This is a genomic window from Nocardia sienata NBRC 100364, from assembly GCF_001613205.1.
Classification (GTDB): Bacteria; Actinomycetota; Actinomycetes; order Mycobacteriales; family Mycobacteriaceae; genus Nocardia; species Nocardia sienata.
This window is the reverse complement of record NZ_BDBX01000039.1, coordinates 1-19,391: the sequence shown is the minus strand read 5'-3', so window position 1 is coordinate 19,391 and position 19,391 is coordinate 1. Positions and strand designations below refer to the sequence as shown.

Annotated in this window: 16 protein-coding genes; 8 read left to right on the top strand and 8 right to left on the bottom strand. The window is 69.2% G+C overall.

The genetic code is table 11. The features are described 5' to 3' along the window. Positions 1–6 precede the first annotated feature (6 nt). Complete coding sequence (locus NS4_RS33490; RefSeq protein WP_157106153.1) at positions 7–1,515, bottom strand: serine/threonine-protein kinase; 1,509 nt, start codon at positions 1,513–1,515, stop codon at positions 7–9. A 141-nt stretch (positions 1,516–1,656) separates the two neighbouring features. Continuing rightward, entirely contained in the window at positions 1,657–1,803 is a 147-nt protein-coding gene (locus tag NS4_RS32330; RefSeq protein WP_157106152.1) for a hypothetical protein, read from the bottom strand. 310 nt (positions 1,804–2,113) lie between these two features. On the opposite strand from NS4_RS32330, the gene NS4_RS21075 reads away from it, so the two are divergent. Next, complete coding sequence (locus tag NS4_RS21075; protein WP_063061252.1) at positions 2,114–3,316, top strand: argininosuccinate synthase; 1,203 nt, start codon at positions 2,114–2,116, stop codon at positions 3,314–3,316. 39 nt (positions 3,317–3,355) lie between these two features. Then, on the top strand, positions 3,356–4,765 hold the full coding sequence (gene argH, locus NS4_RS21070; RefSeq protein ID WP_439955799.1) for an argininosuccinate lyase: 1,410 nt from the start codon (positions 3,356–3,358) through the stop codon (positions 4,763–4,765). Between the two features lie 522 nt (positions 4,766–5,287). Here argH and idi read toward each other — a convergent pair. After that, positions 5,288–5,857 carry an isopentenyl-diphosphate Delta-isomerase gene (gene idi, locus NS4_RS21065; RefSeq protein ID WP_245665603.1) on the bottom strand — a complete coding sequence of 190 codons (570 nt, stop codon included), beginning with the start codon at positions 5,855–5,857 and terminating at the stop codon, positions 5,288–5,290. Between the two features lie 165 nt (positions 5,858–6,022). Here idi and NS4_RS21060 point away from each other — a divergent pair, with 165 nt between their 5' ends. Further along, positions 6,023–8,959 (top strand): AMP-binding protein, encoded by a 2,937-nt coding sequence (locus tag NS4_RS21060; RefSeq protein WP_084487558.1) that lies wholly within the window; start codon positions 6,023–6,025, stop codon positions 8,957–8,959. 21 nt (positions 8,960–8,980) lie between these two features. Here NS4_RS21060 and rffA read toward each other — a convergent pair whose 3' ends face one another. After that, positions 8,981–10,117 carry a dTDP-4-amino-4,6-dideoxygalactose transaminase gene (gene rffA, locus NS4_RS21055; protein ID WP_063061249.1) on the bottom strand — a complete coding sequence of 379 codons (1,137 nt, stop codon included), beginning with the start codon at positions 10,115–10,117 and terminating at the stop codon, positions 8,981–8,983. Beyond that, positions 10,114–11,127: a glycosyltransferase gene (locus NS4_RS21050; protein ID WP_063061339.1), complete on the bottom strand. Its 1,014-nt coding sequence runs from the start codon at positions 11,125–11,127 to the stop codon at positions 10,114–10,116. Before NS4_RS21050 ends, rffA begins: the two co-directional genes overlap by 4 nt. 340 nt (positions 11,128–11,467) lie before the next feature. Between NS4_RS21050 and NS4_RS21045 the strand changes: the two genes are divergently transcribed. Genes NS4_RS21045 through NS4_RS21035 form a run of 3 tightly spaced genes read left to right on the top strand, consistent with a single transcriptional unit; the run spans position 11,468 to position 14,450 of the window. Next, positions 11,468–13,747 carry a hypothetical protein gene (locus NS4_RS21045; RefSeq protein ID WP_245665601.1) on the top strand — a complete coding sequence of 760 codons (2,280 nt, stop codon included), beginning with the start codon at positions 11,468–11,470 and terminating at the stop codon, positions 13,745–13,747. Further along, positions 13,744–14,214, top strand: a complete 471-nt coding sequence (locus NS4_RS21040; RefSeq protein WP_063061248.1) for a GtrA family protein — start codon at positions 13,744–13,746, stop codon at positions 14,212–14,214. The genes NS4_RS21045 and NS4_RS21040 overlap by 4 nt, the downstream gene beginning before the upstream one ends. Before the next feature lie 5 nt (positions 14,215–14,219). Next, positions 14,220–14,450: a Trm112 family protein gene (locus NS4_RS21035; protein ID WP_063061247.1), complete on the top strand. Its 231-nt coding sequence runs from the start codon at positions 14,220–14,222 to the stop codon at positions 14,448–14,450. A gap of 9 nt (positions 14,451–14,459) precedes the next feature. Here NS4_RS21035 and NS4_RS21030 read toward each other — a convergent pair whose 3' ends face one another. Genes NS4_RS21030 through NS4_RS21020 form a run of 3 tightly spaced genes read right to left on the bottom strand, consistent with a single transcriptional unit; the run spans position 14,460 to position 16,668 of the window. Then, positions 14,460–15,104 (bottom strand): TetR/AcrR family transcriptional regulator, encoded by a 645-nt coding sequence (locus tag NS4_RS21030; RefSeq protein WP_063061246.1) that lies wholly within the window; start codon positions 15,102–15,104, stop codon positions 14,460–14,462. After that, the gene (locus NS4_RS21025; protein ID WP_084487556.1) at positions 15,101–15,940 is read right to left on the bottom strand and encodes an ABC transporter permease; all 840 of its coding nucleotides are present in this window, start codon (positions 15,938–15,940) and stop codon (positions 15,101–15,103) included. The genes NS4_RS21030 and NS4_RS21025 overlap by 4 nt, the downstream gene beginning before the upstream one ends. After that, complete coding sequence (locus NS4_RS21020; RefSeq protein ID WP_063061245.1) at positions 15,937–16,668, bottom strand: ABC transporter ATP-binding protein; 732 nt, start codon at positions 16,666–16,668, stop codon at positions 15,937–15,939. Before NS4_RS21020 ends, NS4_RS21025 begins: the two co-directional genes overlap by 4 nt. 177 nt (positions 16,669–16,845) lie before the next feature. On the opposite strand from NS4_RS21020, the gene NS4_RS21015 reads away from it, so the two are divergent. After that, the gene (locus tag NS4_RS21015; RefSeq protein WP_063061244.1) at positions 16,846–17,466 is read left to right on the top strand and encodes a DNA-3-methyladenine glycosylase; all 621 of its coding nucleotides are present in this window, start codon (positions 16,846–16,848) and stop codon (positions 17,464–17,466) included. Between the two features lie 309 nt (positions 17,467–17,775). Beyond that, positions 17,776–19,065, top strand: coding sequence for a tyrosine--tRNA ligase (tyrS, locus tag NS4_RS21010; RefSeq protein WP_063061338.1), 1,290 nt, complete (start codon positions 17,776–17,778; stop codon positions 19,063–19,065). The last annotated feature ends 326 nt before the right edge of the window (positions 19,066–19,391 follow it).

Sequence of the window (19,391 nt, the reverse complement as noted above, 5' to 3'; positions counted from 1 at the left end):
GCCCGGTCAGTACCTGGGTCCACCGGCCCGCACCGACGTGCGATACGACAGCCACCGCCCGGTGGCACGTGAGGCGACGCAGACGAACGCCACCGCCGACAGCAGCAGCAGTGGGCCGGTGAGCGCCAGGACCGCCAACTCATGCGTGGCGACGGCGGCTACCGCTCCGGCGATCGCCGAGAGCACCCCGATCACCGAGCTCACCAGGGTCAGCACTCGACCCGACCGTCTGCCCGTCAGCAGCAGCAGGCCGCCGCTGACCCACAGCAGGGAAACGACTCCGATGAACCCGAGCGCGAGTACGGAATAAACGAGATCCGCACGCCCGGCGGGATCGCCTGCCACGAGCATCCGAACGGTCTCCACCAGCCCGACGCAGAAGATGAATACCGGGAACACCGCGACGAGCAGGGTGGCGAGACCGGCGGTGAGGGCGGTCCCGCGGCCGGGGCCGGGCGCGGGTGCCTGCGGCCACGGCCGGGCGTCCGCCGCCCACAGGTCGGCGACCGGCGGCCGCGGATCGGTCACCACCCGGGGCGGCGCCGGAAGCGGTTGCGGCCGGGAGACGGGGTCGGCGCGGAATTCCGGCGGAGTGGGGACGGGCACCGGCCGTGCGACCGGCACGGGCATCGCCGGGGTGGCCGGTGGTGCCGCGGTATGCCTGCCGTGCAGGGCATCGCGTACGGCGGTGATGAACTCACCGCAGCTGTCGAACCTTTCGTCGCGCTGTTTGGCCATCGCGCGGGCCACCAGCGCGTCGACGGCGGTGGGCAGGTCGGGGCGGGTGGCGGTCAGCCGCGGCGGTGGTTGCGAGATATGCCCCATCACGACCTGGCCGGGGTTCGTGGAGGCGTACGGGGGCCGGCCGGCGAGCACCGCGAACAAGGTGCAGGCCAGCGAGTACTGATCGCAACGATGATCGACCACCGCACCGGACAACTGCTCCGGGGAGCCGTAGGCCAGCGTGGCGGTGAACGCGCCGGTGGCCGTCAATTTGGTATTGGCGTCGGTGAGCCGCGCGATGCCGAAATCGGTCAGCACCGAATGCGATTCACGCAGTGATTCGGCATCGGCGATGAGGATATTGGCCGGTTTCACATCGCGGTGCAGCACGCCCCGGCTGTGTGCGTAGTCGAGCGCCGCCGCGGTCTCACCGAGCAATCGGACCGCGGTCTCGGGCGGATGCGCGCGAGCGTCCCAGCTCGCCGCGTCGGTGCCCCGGATGTATTGCATGGCGATCCACAGGTGCCCGTCGTCGGTCCCGCGGTCGAATACTCCGACTATGCCCGGATGTTCGAGCCGGGCGACGACATCGGCTTCCAGCTCGAACCGGCGGGTGAGTTCGGTATCGCTGCCCACCTCCCGGTTCAGCAGCTTCAACGCGACATTGCGCGGCAGTCGCGGATGGCGGGCGAGGTACACCGTGCCCATACCGCCCTGCCCCAGCACTCCTTCGATCCGGTATCCGGCGAAGGTCGCGCCCACCCCCAGCACGGCTGCTCCCTCCACACTCATCGGAATGCCGTGACGCTACCGCATGTGCGGTGAGGTGTTCCGGGCGCCGGACTTCCGGGCGCTTGCGTACCCGGGGCCGCTGTGGGTCGGTCACGAGCTGCGGGGGCATCGGCCGGTACCGGGCCGGCCGGGGGCAGCCGCTCAGTGGTTGTTCACCAGATCCCGCAGGAGAGGTGTGGCCATTTCGATACCCGATTTGCCGAGGGCCAGGGCCGCGTTGCCGTAGGTGACGACGAAATAACCGATCGTCTCGTAATTGTCCTGCGCCCACTGCTGCAATGTCTGCACGGTTCGTCCTCCTCCACCTGTCGAGCGCCGATCGGTGTGACCAGCGTCTCATAAGGTAAGTAGGCGAGGAAGGGGCGACCACTTATCGCAACCATTCTCCGGCCCGGTATAGCGCCAGGTAGCGGGCGTGACCACCCCGATTATGAATGAGATTGCACCATCGTGCATAATCATTTGTAGTGGCGGCGCGAGCCGAACCGGCAGCGGGTCAGCATACTGCTGAGAAGACGGCGGGCCGCGCGCGCAACATCGCCCGCACCACCCGAACATCATCAGCACCACCCGAACATCATCCGAGGAGCACCAGAACATGTCCGATCGCGTCGTACTCGCCTACTCCGGTGGGCTGGACACCTCCGTGGCCATCAGCTGGATCGGCAAGGAGACCGGCGCCGAGGTCGTGGCCGTGGCCATCGACCTGGGGCAGGGCGGCGAGGATATGAACGTGGTGCGTCAGCGTGCGCTGGACTGCGGCGCCGTCGAAGCCGTCGTCGTGGACGCCCGCGACGAGTTCGCCGACGAGTACTGCCTGCCCACCATCCAGGCCAACGCGCTCTACCAGGGTGAATACCCGCTGGTTTCGGCCATCAGCCGCCCGCTCATCGTCAAGCATCTGGTGGAGGCCGCCAAGTTCCACGGTGCGGACACCGTCGCGCACGGCTGCACGGGTAAGGGCAACGATCAGGTCCGCTTCGAGGTCGGCATCGGTGCCCTGGCCCCCGACCTGAACGTGATCGCCCCGGTCCGCGACTACGCCTGGACCCGGGAGAAGGCCATCGCCTTCGCCGAGGAGAACAAGCTCCCGATCAATGTCACCAAGAAGTCGCCGTTCTCCATCGACCAGAACGTCTGGGGTCGCGCGGTCGAGACCGGGTTCCTCGAGGATCTCTGGAACGCGCCCACCAAGGACGTCTACGACTACACCACCGACCCGACCGTCAACTTCGAGGCGCCCGACGAACTCATCGTCACCTTCGAACGCGGCATTCCGGTCGCCATCGACGGCCGCCAGGTCAGCGTGCTCGAGGCGATCACCGAACTGAACAGCCGCGCGGGCCGGCAGGGCGTGGGCCGGCTCGATATGGTCGAGGACCGGCTCGTCGGTATCAAGAGCCGCGAGATCTACGAGGCCCCCGGTGCCATCGCGCTGATCACCGCGCACCGCGCGCTCGAGAACGTGACCCTGGAGCGGGAACTGGGCCGCTACAAGCGGCAGGTCGAGCAGCGCTGGGGCGAGCTGGCCTACGACGGCCTGTGGTTCTCACCGCTGAAGCGGGCGCTGGACGCCTTCGTCGCGGAGACCCAGCAGCATGTGTCCGGCGATATCCGGATGGTGCTGCACGCCGGGAACGTCGTGGTCAACGGCCGGCGCAGCGACCAGTCGCTCTACGATTTCAACCTGGCCACCTACGACGAGGGCGACAGCTTCGACCAGTCGCTGGCCAAGGGGTTCGTGCAGATCCACGGCCTGTCCTCCAAGGTCGCGGCCAAGCGGGATCTGAACCAGAAGTAGCGCGCAGCCGGTACAGCCGACCGAGACGTGGGAGAGGTAGTGGGCACCAACGAAGGCGCGTTGTGGGGTGGGCGGTTCGCCTCCGGTCCCGCCGAGGCGATGGCGGCGCTGAGCAAATCGACCCAGTTCGACTGGGCGCTGGCGCCGTACGATATCCGCGCTTCCAAGGCGCACGCCCGAGTGCTGAACAAGGCCGGGCTGCTGTCGGAGGGTGATCTGAGCGCCATGCTCGCCGGCCTGGACCGGCTGGCCGCCGATGTCGCATCCGGCGCCTTCGCGCCCGCGGAATCGGACGAGGACGTGCACGGCGCGCTCGAGCGTGGCCTCATCGAGCGGGTCGGCCCGGAGCTCGGCGGGCGGTTGCGCGCCGGACGTTCCCGTAACGACCAGGTCGCCACGCTGTTCCGGATGTGGCTGCGGGACGCGGTACGGCGTATCGCGGCCGGGCTGCTGACGGTGGTGGACGCCCTCGCCGATCAGGCCGCGGCGCATCCGGACGCGGTGATGCCGGGCAAAACCCATCTGCAGGCGGCGCAGCCGGTACTGCTGGCCCACCATCTGCTCGCCCACGCGCATCCGCTGGTACGCGATATCGACCGACTGCGTGATTTCGACAAGCGGGCCGCGATCTCGCCGTACGGGTCCGGTGCGCTCGCCGGGTCCTCGCTCGGCCTCGATCCCGAGGCCATCGCGGCCGAACTCGATTTCACCGCCGCGGCCGCCAATTCCATCGATGCCACCTCGGCCCGGGATTTCGCGGCCGAGGCCGCCTTCGTCCTGGCGATGATCGGGGTCGACCTCAGCCGGATGGCCGAGGAGATCATTCTGTGGAGTACGCCGGAATTCGGCTACATCACCCTCGCCGACGCCTGGTCGACCGGTTCGTCGATCATGCCGCAGAAGAAGAACCCGGACGTTTCCGAGCTCACCCGCGGTAAAGCGGGCCGGCTGATCGGCAACCTCACCGGACTCCTCGCCACCCTGAAGGCCCAGCCGCTGGCCTACAACCGGGACCTGCAGGAGGACAAGGAACCGCTGTTCGACTCGGTGGCCCAGCTGGAACTGCTGCTGCCCGCCATCGCCGGACTGGTCTCCACCCTCACTTTCCACACCGATCGGATGGCCGAGCTGGCGCCCGCCGGTTTCACCCTGGCGACCGATATCGCCGAATGGATGGTCCGGCACGGGGTGCCGTTCCGGGTGGCGCACGAAGCGGCCGGCGCCTGTGTGCGCACCGCCGAGGCGCGGGGTGTCGGGCTGGACGAACTGACCGACGAAGAGTTCGCGGCGATCGATCCGGCGCTCACCCCGCAGGTCCGCGAGGTGCTGACGGTGGCGGGCTCGGTCGCCTCGCGTAATGCCCGGGGTGGGACGGCGGGGGAGCGGGTCGCCGAACAGCTCGGCGAGATCCGCGCGGCCGCCGGGCAGATCCGGAGCTGGCTCGACTGATCCGGCGGCCGGGCGGCCGGTCGTCCGGGGACCGGCCCCGGTGCACCGGCCTGCCCGCCCGGCCGGCGCGGAAACGACACCGGTACGCGCGCGCCAGGCGACCCGGCCGCCGTTGCCGGCCTCGCGATCGTTCCGTGGTGCGTCGAGCGAGGCCATCCTCGACGGCTCACAGTGAAAGATTCGACTACATAGATATGCGCATCTGACTATTAGTCGGCCACCAAGCGGACCCGGTCGGAACGCTGCGCGATAAGCGAGCGCCACGACCGGTCCGGGGATATCCGGCCCGGTCGCCTACCGGGCAACCTCCCCGGCCACGCGATGAGACAAAGTAAGGGGACCGGGATAACGGCCGGTTGCTGTCGGCCGATGAAGCCGGCATGGAATTCATACTGGTCGCACTCGCGGTGGCCTATATAGCTGTTTCCGATTTTCTCGGCAGTATCGCGCAGGCGCTGGGCTCCGCCGGGATGTAGAAGCATGGTGTCGTCGACGACATCCGGTGCCGCACCGGCTGCGGGCTCAGGCCGGAACCGGCGGCCCGGCGGCGGCGATCTCCAGTACTCCGGCGAGCCAGGGACTGAACCCGTCCGGGTCTTCCCGTAGCCGGGTGCGTAACTCGTCCGGGCGCATCCAGCGGTAGTCGGCGACCTCGGCCGGGTCCGGCTCCGGTCGCGCATCGTCGAGCACACCCACCAGCACGTGATCCCATTCGTCCTCGACGAACCCGGTGCGTGGGTCACCCGCCCGGTAGCTGTAGACACCGACCTCGGTCAGCGGTACACGCAGACCCATCTCTTCGGCCAGGCGTATGCCGGCGGCCTCGATCACGGGAACGCCGGGGGCCGGATGTCCGCAGCACGTATTCGACCAGCGTGCCGGGAACCGAGTCTTACCGGGGGCGCGCTGCTGCAGTAAGGTCCGGCCCGCGGTATCGAAGATCAGCACCGAGAACGCCCGATGTGGGCGACCCGGGGCGCGATGGGCCTCGGCCACCGGGCACGCCCCGACCGTATTGCCGGTGGAGTCGACAAGTTCGACGGGCAGGGTTTCCCGGTCGGTGGTGGCGGGTGGGAGGGTCGGGTCGGTCACGATCCTCACCCTATCGGCGCGGGCGCGGGGTTCCGCCGAGGTGGCGGGTACATGATGTAGATGTCACAACGGACCTCACAGGTACGGGGTGCGATATGGCAGGCTTTGGGCATACCGCAGAGTTTGTGAGGTATGCCACGCCACAGGTAGGGCTGGGAGCGGAACGTGAAGTTGAGTGTGCGAGGTCTGGCGGGGACGGCGCGGCGGGTGATGTCGACCGCGCAGAACGGGCTCGAGGTGATCCGTTTCGGCGGACTGGGCAGGGATACCGAGTCCTCGCCGTTCGAGATCGCCGAGCGACGGCCCATGTACCGGCTGCGCCACTACTTCCCCGCGGCCCCGACCTCCGGCCCGGTGGTGCTGTTCGTACCGCCGCTCATGGTCAACGCCGATATCTGGGACGTCAACGGCGACGACGGCGCGGTCGGGATCCTGCACCGCAGCGGTATCGACTGCTGGGTCATCGATTTCGGTTCGCCGTCGGTGGAGGAGGGCGGCTGGAAACGGGACCTCGCCGACCATGTACTCGCGGTCAACACCGCCATCGACACGGTATGCGCCGCGACCGGGCGCGATGTGCACCTGATGGGGTACTCGCAGGGCGGTATGTTCGCCTATCAGACCGCGGCCTTCCGGGCGAGCAAGGGGATCGCGAGCATCGTGACCTTCGGCAGCCCCGTCGATATCGTGGCCGGGATGCCGCTGGGCCTACCGCATGCCGCGGTATCGGATCTGGTGGACTTCGCCGCCGACCATGTTGTGCCCCGGCTGCCGATCACCGATCGAATGGTGCGTATCGGGTTCCAGCTCCTCGACCCGGTGAAGACCGCCAAGGCCCGGATCGATTTCCTGCGCCAGCTGCACGACCGCGAGGCACTGCTGCCGAAGGAACGACAGCGGCGCTTCCTGGCCAACGAGGGCTGGATCGGCTACGCCGGGCCCGCCGCGGCCGATCTGCTCAAACAGTTCGTCGTGCACAACCGCATGATGCTGGGTGGTTTCGTCATCCGCGATCAGCCGATTTCGCTGGCCGACCTCAAATGTCCGATCCTGGCCTTCGTCGGTGAGGTCGACGAGATCGGCCAGCCCGCGGCGGTGCGCGGTATCGTGCGCGCCGCGCCGCGCGCCGAGGTCTACGAGTCGACGCTGGTCTCGGGGCATTTCGGATTGGTCGCGGGATCGGTCGCCACCAAGTTCACCTGGCCACAGGTGCGCGACTGGGTGGGCTGGGTCGAGGGTGGAAATCCGCTGCCCGAAGAGATCGTGCCGATGACCGACCACGTCGCGGAGGGAGTGCCGCGTACGGCGCTGCGGCGTGCCGTGCACACCGCGGCTGCGCTGGCCGAGGTCGGCGCCGAGGTGGGCCGCACTTTCGAACATCTGGCCGCCAATACGCTGCGTGGATCGGTGGGCGTGGTCGAGGGCGCGGCGCGCACCTTGCCCAGGCTGACCCGTCTGGGCACGATCGAATCGACGACCCGGATCTCCATCGGCCGGCTGCTGGCCGAACAGGCCCGCCGGTCGCCGCGCGGCGAATGCTTCCTCTTCGACGACCGGGTGCACACCAATGCCGCTGTCGATATCCGGATCGACAATGTGGTGCGCGGCCTGATCTCGGTCGGGATCCGGCCCGCCACCCGGGTCGGGGTGGTGATGGAGACCCGGCCCAGCGCGCTGGTGACCTTGGCGGCGTTGTCGCGTCTGGGTGCCGTCGCGGTGCTCATGGCCCCCGAGAGCGACCTGAACACCGCCCTCGCGCAGACCGGGACCACGGTGCTGGTCTCGGACCCGGAGAACATGCACCACGCCGTCGCCACCGGGGCCCGGGTTTTCGTCCTCGGCGGCGGCGACGCCCGCGGCCTGGCGGTGCCCGCGGGCACCGATGTCGTGGATCTCGAACAGATCGACCCCGAGCGGGTCCGGGTGCCGGGCTGGTATCGCCCCAACCCGGGACGCGCGCGGGAACTGGCCTTCATCCTGGTCGCCGGCGCCGGTGACCGGCTGGACATCAAATACATCACCAACCACCGGTGGGCGTTGTCGGCGTTCGGTACCGCTTCCGCGGCCGATCTCGACCACAAGGACACGGTGTACTGCCTGGCGCCGTTGCACCATTCGTCCGGTCTGCTGGTGAGTCTGGGCGGAGCCATCGCCGGCGGGAGCCGGATCGCGCTGGCCCGGTCCCTGGACCCGGGTCGCTTCGCCGAAGAAGTCCACCGCTACGGGGTTACGGTCGTGACCTACACGTGGACGATGCTGCGCGATATTCTCGACGCGGACGTTTTCCCGGAGGGACACGCGCATCCGATCCGGCTGTTCATCGGCTCGGGAATGCCCGCCGGCCTGTGGCGTCGCACCGTGGAGCAGTTCGCCCCCGCCCGAGTACTCGAGTTCTATGCCTCCATCGAGGGCGATGTGGTGCTGGCGAATGTGCCGGGGGTGAAATTCGGCTGCAAGGGACGGCCGGTGCCGGGGACCGCACGGGTGGAACTGGTGGCCTATGATCCGGTCTCCGGCCAGGTCCAGGTCGACGACAACGGGTATGCCAGGCGGTGCGCCGATAATGAAGTCGGGCTGCTGATCGGCTCGGCCGGGGCGAGCGTGGACCTGTCGCTGGGCGGATTGCGCGGGGTCTTCGAACCGGAGGACTCCTGGCTGCCCACCGAGAATCTCTTCCGACGCGACAGCGACGGCGACTACTGGCTGGTCGACCGGATCGACACCGTGATCCGGACCCGCCGCGGCCCGGTGTTCACCCAGCCGATCGTGGATGTGCTCAACGATATCGCCGCCGTCGATATGGAGGTGGCCTACGCGCTGCCCGCGCGCGACCGGGTGCTCGCCGTCGCGGCGGTGAGCGTACGACCGGGGTTCCGGCTCGACGCCGGCGATATCACCGAAGCTCTGCGCTTGCTGGCGCCCGACCAGCGCCCGGACGTCGTCTATGTCGTCGACGATATTGCGCGCAGCCCGTCCTTCCGGCCGTCGGCGCACGCGGTCAAGGCGGCCGGGGGGCCGCAGCCGGGCCCGCTCACCTGGTGGTACGAACCGGAATCGGAAACCTACGAAGTGCTCGACGAGGCCGACCCGACCAGATTGTGATCGTCGCCGGCCCGGTATTATTCAGCACCGGTACGCGGTGACCGCGTCGAGCACCCGGTGGATCTGGTCGCGGGTGAGCATGGGCCACAGCGGTAACCGGACAATGCTCGCCGCGAACCGGGCGCTGCGAGTGCACGGATAGGGGGTCCGGCCGTACTTGAGCCCGGCCGCACTGGAGTCGAGCGGGACATAGTGGAACGGCGCCACGATTCCGCGGTCGGCGAGATGCCGGATGAGGCCGTCGCGGGCCTCTTCGGTCGGCATCCGCAGATAGAACAGGTGGGCGGTATGGCGCCGGTCCGGTGGCACCGACATCGGCACCACCCCGCACTCGGCCGCCCAGGAACCCAGCCCGGCCGCATAGGCGTGCCACACCCGGTGCCGGGCGCGCTGAATGGTGTGGAATTCGGCGAGCTGGGCGTCGAGCACGGCGGCATTGAGCTCACTGGGCAGATAGCTGGACCCGAGGTCCTGCCAGGAGTATTTGTCCACCTGACCGCGCAGGAACCGGGCGCGGTCGGTGCCCTTCTCCCGGATGATCTCGGCGCGGCCCATCAGGATGTCGTCGGAGAGCAGCAGCGCGCCGCCCTCGCCGCAGTGCACGTTCTTGGTGTCGTGGAAGCTCTGGGTACCCAGTGTGCCGAGAGTGCCGAGCGCGCGTCCCCGCCAGGTTCCGCCCAGGCCGTGGGCGTTGTCCTCGATGAGCGCGAGACCGTGCCGGTCGGCCAGGTATTGCAGGGCGGCCATATCGGCGGCCACGCCGCCGTAGTGCATGACCACGATCGCCTTGGTGTGATCGGTGATAGCCGCCGCCGCGGCCTGGGGGTCGATATTGCCGGTGGTGCTGTCGATATCGACGAAGACGCAGGTCGCACCATGGACCGCGAAGGCCGCGGCGGTGGAGGTGAACGCGAAGCTCGGGACGATCACCTCGTCGCCGGGACCCAGTTCGAGCAGGAGCGCGGCCAATTCCAGCGCGTGGGTGCACGAGGTGGTCAGCAGCACATGGCGGGCGCCGGTGATCTCGGCGAGTTTCGCGGTGGCCGCGGCGGTGAACGGGCCGTCACCGTGACAGTGGTCGGAGTCGAGAACGGCGGTCACATTCGACAGTTCCGCGGCCGACCGATAGGGCCGGCTGAAGATGATCCGCCCGCTCACCGCGCCGCCGCCTCGGCGGGCCGGTGCCCGGCCGCGGCCGTCATCTCCTCCGGGGACCGGGGCGTCGGTGATTCCACCGTCAGATACAGCGGTTTGCCGACCAGGATGTGCAGAACCACCCCGAGGTATTCGGCGATGAGGCCGAGCGAGAACAGCACCGCCCCCGAGCACAGCAGCAGCACCACGATGATAGAGGCCCAGCCCTCCGGGTCGGCGCCGTCACCGGTCAGCGCCGTATAGATGATCACGCCGGCCGGCACCGCCCCGGCCAGTGCCAGCGTCACACCCAGCAGGCTCACCAGGCGCAGACCGCGTGTTCCGGTGCACAGCACCATCTTCCAGAACAGGGAGAACAGTCGCCGGTAGTTGTAGCCGGATTCGGCCCGGCCCTCGGTGCGCAACAGCACGGGGACCGACGCCGTGCGGCCCACGACCCAGGTCAGCGCGACATCGAGATAGGCGCCGTTGGCCGCGACCTCGGCGAGCCGACGCCCGATATCGCCGCGGATCAGCCGGAAACTCTCGAATCTGGTGGAGGCGGGGAAGGCGAAGAGTGTGGCCAGTACGAGTTTCGCGCCGCGCGAGGTCAGGTTGCGCAGCGGCCCGTGCGGCCGGGTGTTGGTGGGCCGGGAATAGACCAGGTCGGCGCGTTCGCGATACGCGGCATCCAGAAACGCGGCGAGACAGGCGGGGTCGTGCTGGCCGTCCTCGTCCATGGTCACGACCCAGCGACCCCGAGCGGCGGCCAGCCCGGCGATGGTGGCCGCGTCCTGTCCGTAGTTGCGGCTCAACCAGATCACTCGGACCTGCGGGTATTCGCGGGCCAGCCGCTGTAGCACGAGATCGGAGCGATCGGGACCGTGATCGTGTACCAGCACTATCTCCGCGACGCGGAAGCCGATCCCGCCGGGCGTCACGGTGGGCACGCCCAGTGCGGCCAATTCCCGAACGAGGGCGGCGACGGTCTGTTCGCCGCGGTACACCGGCACCACAACCGAAATACCGCACACTCCGGGCGAATCGGATTCGAAGCCCTGGGGCGGGGAGTCGGTGCCGGGTCGTAGGGCCGCGGTGGCGAGATCTGGGACGGAGCGGGCCGCCGGTGGCCGATCGGCGGCCCGGGCGGACGCGAAGCTGGGAGAAAACGGCATTGGCGAGATCGACTTTCGACGGTGGATAACGCGTGCCGGGTCTCGATGACGCTGGTGAGCCCGAGAAATGCGAACTCTAGCAGGTGCGGTGCCGACGATGGGGCCGGATTCGCAAGCGCGTCGTTCCGGCCGCGGAACCCACTGTGGGCGGTAGGGTCTGGGACCCGTGGCGGATGGTCGAGCCGAGAGTCGGCGGGATGTGTTCCGATGGGGTCTGGTGTGCGCGGCGGGGGTGGTCGCCGCCTATCTCGCTGTCCTCCTGGCGAATTCCCGGCATTTCTACACCGACGACACCGAGTCCCAGTACGCGCCGCTGTGGGTGATGACCGGCCGGGCCCTGCGGGAGGGGAGATTTCCGGTATTGGTGCCGGAGAACTGGCTGGCCGGCAACTACGCGATCGAGGAAACCGGTCTACTCAATCCGCCACAGCTGCTGATCGATCTGCTCGCGGTTTCGGTGGACGATCTCGCGCTGTACGCGACGCTGGTCAAACTGCTGTTCGCGGTCGTGCTGGGACTCGGCGTATACCGGATCTGCCTGGCCTACGGCGGCCGCCCGGCCTGGTCGGCGGTGGCCGGAGTGGCCTTCCCCTGTAGCGGATTCCTGCTGTTCTTCGACGCCGCCAGCTGGATGACCGCGTTCACCGGCACCGCCTGGCTGGTGCACGCCTGGGCGTCGGGTGTGCGCTACGCCCGCGGTCGCGGGGGGCCCGTCCCGGTGTTCGTCTTCCTGTACCTGACGATTTCGGTGCAGTACGTGTTTCCCGCGGTGGAAGCGGCCGTGCTGTTCGCCACCGTGCTCATCGGCGAATTCGTGTACCGGCGGCAGTGGGCGCCGGTGGTCCGGCTCGCCCTGGTGGCCGGGTGCGCCGCGGCGGCCGGTCTGGCGACCTATCTACCGAGTCTGCTCACCGCGGATGTCACCTGGCGCGGTGCGTCGGAGATTCGCAACGACCAGTTCCTGACCGTGCCGTGGTCGGAATCGCTGAACGCCAGCCTGCCCAGTACATTGCCTGCCTTCACCTCCTGGTGGGGGTATGTGCAGCCGCTGCCCATGGTCTATATCGCCTGGTTCCTGATTCCGGCGCTGGCTTTCGTCGACTGGCAGCGCGCCGCGGGTGCGGCGCGGGAGCTGAGCGGGCCCGCCCTGTTCGCCGTCGTGACCCTGCTGTGGACCGCCGGGCCCGGAACCATGGGCCCGCTGCGCTGGCCGGCCCGCGTACTGCCGATGGTCGCGCTGGCGCTGCTGGTTCTCGTGTGCGTCCTGCTCGGCCGGTTCGGCTCGGTGGCCGGAACCCGCCGCCGCGGTATCGCCGCCGCGGCACTGATCGGCCTCCTGCTGGCACGCTCCGCCGCGGCCGCGCCGGAGGAGGTGCTCGGCCACCTGGTGGCCGCGGCGGGAGTGGGTGCGCTGGGGGCGGTCGTGGTGTGGCTGGGCCGGACCCGTGGGCGGGCCGCGGCCTGCCTGCTCACGCTGGCCGCGGTGGCACCGATCGCCTATCTCCAGGTGCACGCGGCCCAGCCCACACCCATGAGCTGGAATCTGCCCACGAAACGGTCGGAGATGAAGGCGGCTTTCCCCGACTTCCCTGGTACCACCCTGCAACTGGGCGACCGGGCACTGATCGCCCCCGGCGAACGCACCCTCGACGGCGCCTACGGTTCGCTGGCCTTCGGTAACTACGCGAAGAACCTGGAAGTCGACTATGTGGGCGGCTACACCCCCAACGGTCACTTCTATTTCGGCCATCTGCTGTGCATGCGCTGGGACGTGAGCGTCTGCCCCGACGCCTATCGGCGGGCGTTCGCACCGGAACCCGAGACCGGGCGGGCCCCGGTGGATCTGATGCTCGTCGACCGCGTGGTCCTGCACCGTGCGCTGTTCCCCGGGGCGCCCGAGCAGCCCGCGCCCGCGGGGTGGAAATGGGTGGCCTATCCGGGGCACGAGCGGTACATCGCGGTCCTCGAACGCGAAACCGGCCCGGTCTCGGGACGCACCGGCCGGGTCGCCCATACCGACGGTGTCATCGTCGGCGCCACCGCCGAATCAGCTACTACCAGCCGGGTCCGGGTCGATTCGCCCGCCGGCGGCCGGGTCGTTTTCGCGCGGCTGGGCTGGCCGGGGTACCGCGCGCACCTCGACGGCCGGCAGCTCCCGATCGATGTGGTTGCGAACAGTTTCGTCGCGGTGGATATCCCGCCCGGCACCCACGGGGGCGAACTGGAACTCACTTGGCGGCCGCCCGGCTGGAAGATCGGCGCCGTGCTCGCGGCAGCCGGACTGCTGGGTCTGGCGGTCCTGGCGACCGAGCACCGGCGCGGCCGCCGGCGTCGCGCCGAACCGGCGGCTGCACGGTCTGCCGAACCGGCGGCTGCACGGTCTGCCGAACCGGCGGGTCCGCCGACTGCCGGACCGGTGCCCACGCCGCCCGTCGAGCCGTTCACCGGCGAACCGGATACGGTCGCCGCGCCCTCGTGACCGATTCCGCCGGGCACCCGGCCACCTCCCGCGACAGCCCGCTCGCGGAACCCGCCGACCCGGGCCCGCTGCTCCGGCTCGTGCGTCGGCGGGAACTCGCCTTCGCGGTCGTCGGCGCCGGGAACACGGCGATGGGGATCGGCCTGACCGTCGGGTGGTTGTGGGTGCTCGGGACCACCGTGCCACCGTCGGTGGCGGTGGGCGCCGCGTACGCCACCGGTGTCGGGATCGCCTTCGCTCTACAGCGCAACCTCGTGTTCCGGGTCCGCGGCCGGGTCCTGCGGGATTTCGCCGCGTTCGTCGCCGTCAACAGCGGCGGCCTGGTAGCCAACGCCGTGCTGCTCGAACTCGCTGTCACAGTGCTCGGTTTTCCCCGGGCGCCTGCCACGGTCGGGGTGATGGGCACGGTCGCGGTCGGCAGCTACTTCGGCCACCGCTCTATCTCGTTCCGGCGACCGGTAGGTTGAATCCCATGTCGGAGGAAACCATTCTGGACCCCACCCTGCTGAGTCTGCTGGCGTGCCCGCAGGACAAAGGTCAGCTGCATCTGGTGCGCGCCGCCGACGGCGCGGATCTGCTGTACAACCCGCGACTGCGCCTGGCCTACCCGATCGACAGCGGTATCCCGGTGCTGCTCGCCGACGAGGCGCGGCCGGTCGACGACGCCGAGCACGCCGATTTCGCCCGCCAGTACGGGCAGTGATGCTCCGGGTCAGGGCTCACCGGTGGCGGTCGAGTCCTGACCCAGATCACCGGTGAGATAGCGCTGCACCGTGGGCCCGACGGCCGCGACGACCTGCGACAGCGGCAGTCCGCTCACCGGCTGGAGCGCCAGGATCTTCCGGGAGATCACCAGTCCCGCCATCTGCGAGGCGGCCAACGCCACCCGGAGCCGGCCGTCGTCGGTATCGGTGGCGATGCGCTGCCGCACCCGCTCCAGCACCACCGACAGCAGAAAGTCGCGAGCCAGCGAGGTATCTCCACTCGCCACCAGACTGCGGACCAGCGCCACCGCCCCGGCGCCCGCGGGGGAATCCCACAGGCCCACCACCGCGGCGACGATGGTTTCGCCGAGCCGGTCCAGTGGTACCGCGTCCACCTGCCGCAGCACGATCTCCGGGTCCACCGGGAGTTCCACCACCGCGGCGAACAGTTGCTGCTTGGTCCCGAAATAGTGGTGTACCAGCGCCGGATCCACCTCGGCGTCCGCCGCGACCGCCCGGATGGAGGTTTTGTCGAATCCGGATTTCGCGAACCGCTCCCGGGCGGCGGCGAGGATCGCGTCCCGGGTCCCGGACCGGCCGGGACGGCGGCCCGGCCGGGTCGGACGCGGGTCGGCGGGTTCCGCCGCGCTCATGCGGTACGGCGGCGTAGCGTGGCCGCACCCAGGCACAGGGCGACCGCCGCGAACGCCGCGACGATCGCAAGGTCCCGCCACATCAACCCGGTCGGGTCGGTGTGCACCGAGACTTCGTGCAGCGCGTCGACCGCATAACTGAGCGGCATGACATTGCTGATCACCTCCAGCCAGTCCGGCAGCTGAGCGCGGGGTACCAGCAGGCCGCACAGGAAGATCTGGGGCGCCGCCACCAGCGGCATGAACTGCACCGCCTGGAATTCCGTCCGGGCGAACGCGCTGCACAACAGCCCCAGCGCGACCCCCAGCACCGCGTCCACCATCGCGATCAGCACGACCCATCCGGGATTCCCGGCGGCGTCCAGACCCAGCAGGCCGAACGACACCAGGCAGGCCACCGCCGCCTGCGCGGCGGCCGCGAGGGAGAACGCTGTGCCGTATCCGCCGAGCAGGTCGAGTTTGCTCAGCGGTGTGGTGAGCAGTCGTTCCAGCGTTCCGGAGGTGCGTTCGCGCTGCATGGCGATCGCGGTGATCAGGAACATCACGATGAACGGCAGAATGCCGAGCATGCTGATCCCGATGCGGTCGAACGGGGTCGCGGACTGCGTGGGCGGGGTGGGAACATCCCGGTAGATGAAGTAGAGCAGGGCCATCAGCAGGGCCGGTACCACCAGGATCATCGCCACCGTCCGGTGATCGTTGCGCAGCTGCCGCAGAATCCGGGTTGTCGTGGCCAGATACGCCCGCCCGGGGCGGGGTCCACTCGAGTAGGGCCCACCGGACCCGGACCGGTCGGCGTCCGGGACCGCGGTCGATGCCGCGCGCTGCCCGCTCATACCGGAGCTCCCATCGTGATGAGGGCGAGAAACGCCTGTTCCAGGTTCTGTTCACCGGTGTGTTCCCGCAGTTCGTCGGGACTCAGTTGGGCCAGCAGATCGCCTTCGCGCAGGAGCAGCAACCGGTCGCAGTGCTCGGCCTCGTCCATCACATGGCTCGACACCAGCAGGGTTGTCCCGCCCGCCGCCAGTTCGTGGAACTGTTTCCACAGCTCCACCCGCAGCACCGGGTCCAAGCCGACCGTGGGTTCGTCGAGAACGAGCAGCTCGGGCCCGGCCACCAGCGCACAGGCGAGCGAGGCCCGGGTCTGTTGTCCGCCGGACAGTTCGTCGCCGCGCTGTGACTGATGGTCGAGCAGCCCGACCGCGCCGAGGGCGGTGTCGACAGCGTCTCGACCGGCTCCGGAGAGCGCCGCGAAGTAGGCGACATTGTCGCGCACGCTGATATCGGCGTAGATGCTCGGCGCCTGGGTGACATATCCGATCCGTCGCCGCAGCGCCGCGCTGCCCGCGGGTAGCCCGAGCGCGGTGATCTCCCCGGCCGCCACCAGCTGGGTTCCCACGATGCTGCGCATCAGCGTGGTCTTCCCGCAGCCCGACGGGCCCAGTAGCCCGCTGATCGAACCGCGCGGAATGGTCAACGAAATATCGCGCAGCACTTCGCGTTTGCCGCGCCGAACAGTGAGGTTGCGCACCTCCACCGCGGCGGTCGCGCCGGTATCGGGCATGGTCGGCCCCTATTCATCGGGTGTTGAATTCATTATGCGATGAATTATTCGCCGACCGGTCCCGGCCCGCAAGACCCGGGCGTGATCGATTTGTCGACCCCGCTTACCTGTGCCGGGGATCTCCTCCGGTCATGCCCCTGCGGTACCTGGTCGGCGCGGGCTGCGACAATCCACGCCGTGAGTGCTGAGGAACTGGCAGTTGATCCGCTGACCGCCGCCCAGCGTCTGCTCGGCTCGATTCTGTGGTCGGGCCCGGTCGGCGCCCGCATCGTCGAGGTCGAGGCATACGGCGGTGATCCGGCCGGCCCCTGGCACGACCCGGCCGCCCATTCCGGCCGCGGCCGGACGCCGCGCAACGCGGTGATGTTCGGTCCGCCCGGCCACCTCTACTGCTACCTGAGCTACGGCATGCACACCTGCGTCAACATCATCAGTGGACCGGACGGTGTGGCCAGCGGCGTGCTGCTGCGGGCCGCCGAGATCGTCGCCGGTCACGAGACGGTGCGCGGCCGCCGGCCGGGCGCTCGTACCGAAGCGGACCTGGCAAAGGGCCCCGGCAACCTGGGGAGCGCGCTCGGCATCGGCCTGGCCGACTACGGCACCGATGTCTTCGATCCCCGATCCCCGATCCGGCTGGAACTGGGCCGTCCGATCGACCCGGCGCGGATCTCCGCCGGACCGCGCGTCGGGGTGAGCAGCGAAGCCGATCGCCCCTGGCGCGTCTGGCTGCCCGACTCCCCGGCCGTCTCCACCTACCGCCGTAGCCCTCGCGCCCCGCGTATCGATGAATCCGCCTGATCGGCAGTCCGCCGCCCCGGGCCGGTCGCGCGCCAGGTACCACCAGGGGGCGACCGGTCCCGCCGCGAAGTCCCGGCGCACTTCGTAGCCTCGGCCGCGGGCCTCGCTCCCCGCACGTGCCGGGCAGGCGGAACACCCTGCGGGCTCGACCGGGACTCCCGGGGTCGTCCGAGCGCGGGCGCTGTCGCGGTGCCGTCTCGCGCAATGGTCCCGCCGCTCGCCGGGCTGCTCTCCGCCACGTCGGCGCACCGCGGTGGCGATGGCCGCACCGGGCGTTATGTGGTTGCGGACGTAGGCGAAGATGGAGCCGTGAGCAGCGACATCATCGACGAACTGACCTGGCGCGGGCTGATCGCGCAGTCCACCGACCTCGACGCGCTCCGGGAGGCGCTGGGCTCGGGCCCACGCAATCTCTATGCCGGTTTCGATCCCACCGCGGCCAGTCTGCACGCCGGCCATCTGGTGCCGCTGCTGGCGCTGAAACGGTTCCAGCGGGCCGGTCACCGGCCGATCGTGCTGGCCGGTGGCGCCACCGGACTGATCGGTGACCCGCGCGATGTCGGTGAGCGCACGATGAACTCCGCCGATACCGTCGCCGCCTGGGCGGATCGGATCCGTTCGCAGCTCGAGCGCTTCGTCGACCTGGACGATTCACCGACCGGCGCGCTGATCGTGAACAACATGGACTGGACGGGCTCGCTGAGCGCGATCGATTTCCTGCGAGATATCGGCAAGCACTTCTCGGTCAACGTGATGCTCGCCCGCGACACCGTCAAACGGCGCCTGGACGGGGAGGGCATCTCCTACACCGAGTTCAGCTACATGCTTTTGCAGGCCAACGATTACCTGCAGTTGCGCCGTACGCACGACTGTGTCCTGCAGGTCGGCGGCTCGGATCAGTGGGGCAACATCATCGCCGGCGTGGAACTGAACCGGCGGGTGGATGGTGCCGCCGTCCACGCGCTGACGGTGCCGTTGGTGACCTCCGCCGACGGCAAGAAGTTCGGCAAGTCCACCGGCGGTGGGAGCCTCTGGCTGGACCCGGAGCTGACCAGCCCCTACGCCTGGTACCAGTACTTCGTGAACACCGCCGATGCCGATGTCGTGCGATACCTGCGCTGGTTCACCTTCCTGGACCGCGCCGAACTGGCCGAATTGGAGCAGGCCACCGCAGAGCGGCCGCATGCCCGCGAGGCGCAGCGCCGGCTGGCGGCGGAGATGACCACGCTGGTGCACGGAGCGGAGCACACCCGCTCGGTGCAGCTGGCGAGTCAGGCGCTCTTCGGCCGCGGTGAGCTCCGGGATCTGGACGAGCCGACCCTGGCCGCGGCGCTGCGCGAGGCCGCTGTCGACGGGAAGGTCGCCGAAGTCGCGCCCGGCAACGACACGATCGTCGATCTTCTGGTGGCATCCGGCCTGTGCGAAAGCCGTGGCGCGGCCCGTCGAGCGGTCAACGAAGGGGGCGCGTCGGTCAACAACGAGCGCGTGAAGGACCTCGATTGGGCTCCCGAAAGTGGCGATTACCTGCACGGACAGTGGCTGGTCCTACGCCGCGGCAAGCGGAATTTCGCGGGTGTCCGGCGGGCCTCGGGAAATTGATCTTGGTGGGCTGGGTCACACTTTGGCGATCCGGCCCACTCGATCGCCTTCTCGCAAGCCTCTGAACTGCGCAAACGCCCTGCCGAAGTGGCGATTTGACGTAGCGTTCCCCGCCGCGTAACTTATTCAACGTCAGAGCGACACGGACACCGACCAGGGGCCCGGAGCGAGGCGGAAACGCCGAGCCGGAGGGACCAGGGACAACGAGGTAGTACGAGGAGCGCCTGGCGGACCGGCCGAAGAGCGGAGTTTGACTCTGAGCCACTGGACGGTTAAGCTAGAAAACCTGCCCCATTGAAGCCCTGGTTGAGTCCAGTCGCTGAAAT

Coding starts and splice junctions, on each gene's coding strand:
- NS4_RS21030 (WP_063061246.1), bottom strand. CDS start 15,104: ATGAGCGCGGCGGAACCCGCCGACCCGCGTCCGACCCGGCCGGGCCGC.
- NS4_RS33490 (WP_157106153.1), bottom strand. CDS start 1,515: ATGAGTGTGGAGGGAGCAGCCGTGCTGGGGGTGGGCGCGACCTTCGCC.
- NS4_RS21035 (WP_063061247.1), top strand. CDS start 14,220: ATGTCGGAGGAAACCATTCTGGACCCCACCCTGCTGAGTCTGCTGGCG.
- NS4_RS21025 (WP_084487556.1), bottom strand. CDS start 15,940: ATGAGCGGGCAGCGCGCGGCATCGACCGCGGTCCCGGACGCCGACCGG.
- NS4_RS21020 (WP_063061245.1), bottom strand. CDS start 16,668: ATGCCCGATACCGGCGCGACCGCCGCGGTGGAGGTGCGCAACCTCACT.
- NS4_RS21075 (WP_063061252.1), top strand. CDS start 2,114: ATGTCCGATCGCGTCGTACTCGCCTACTCCGGTGGGCTGGACACCTCC.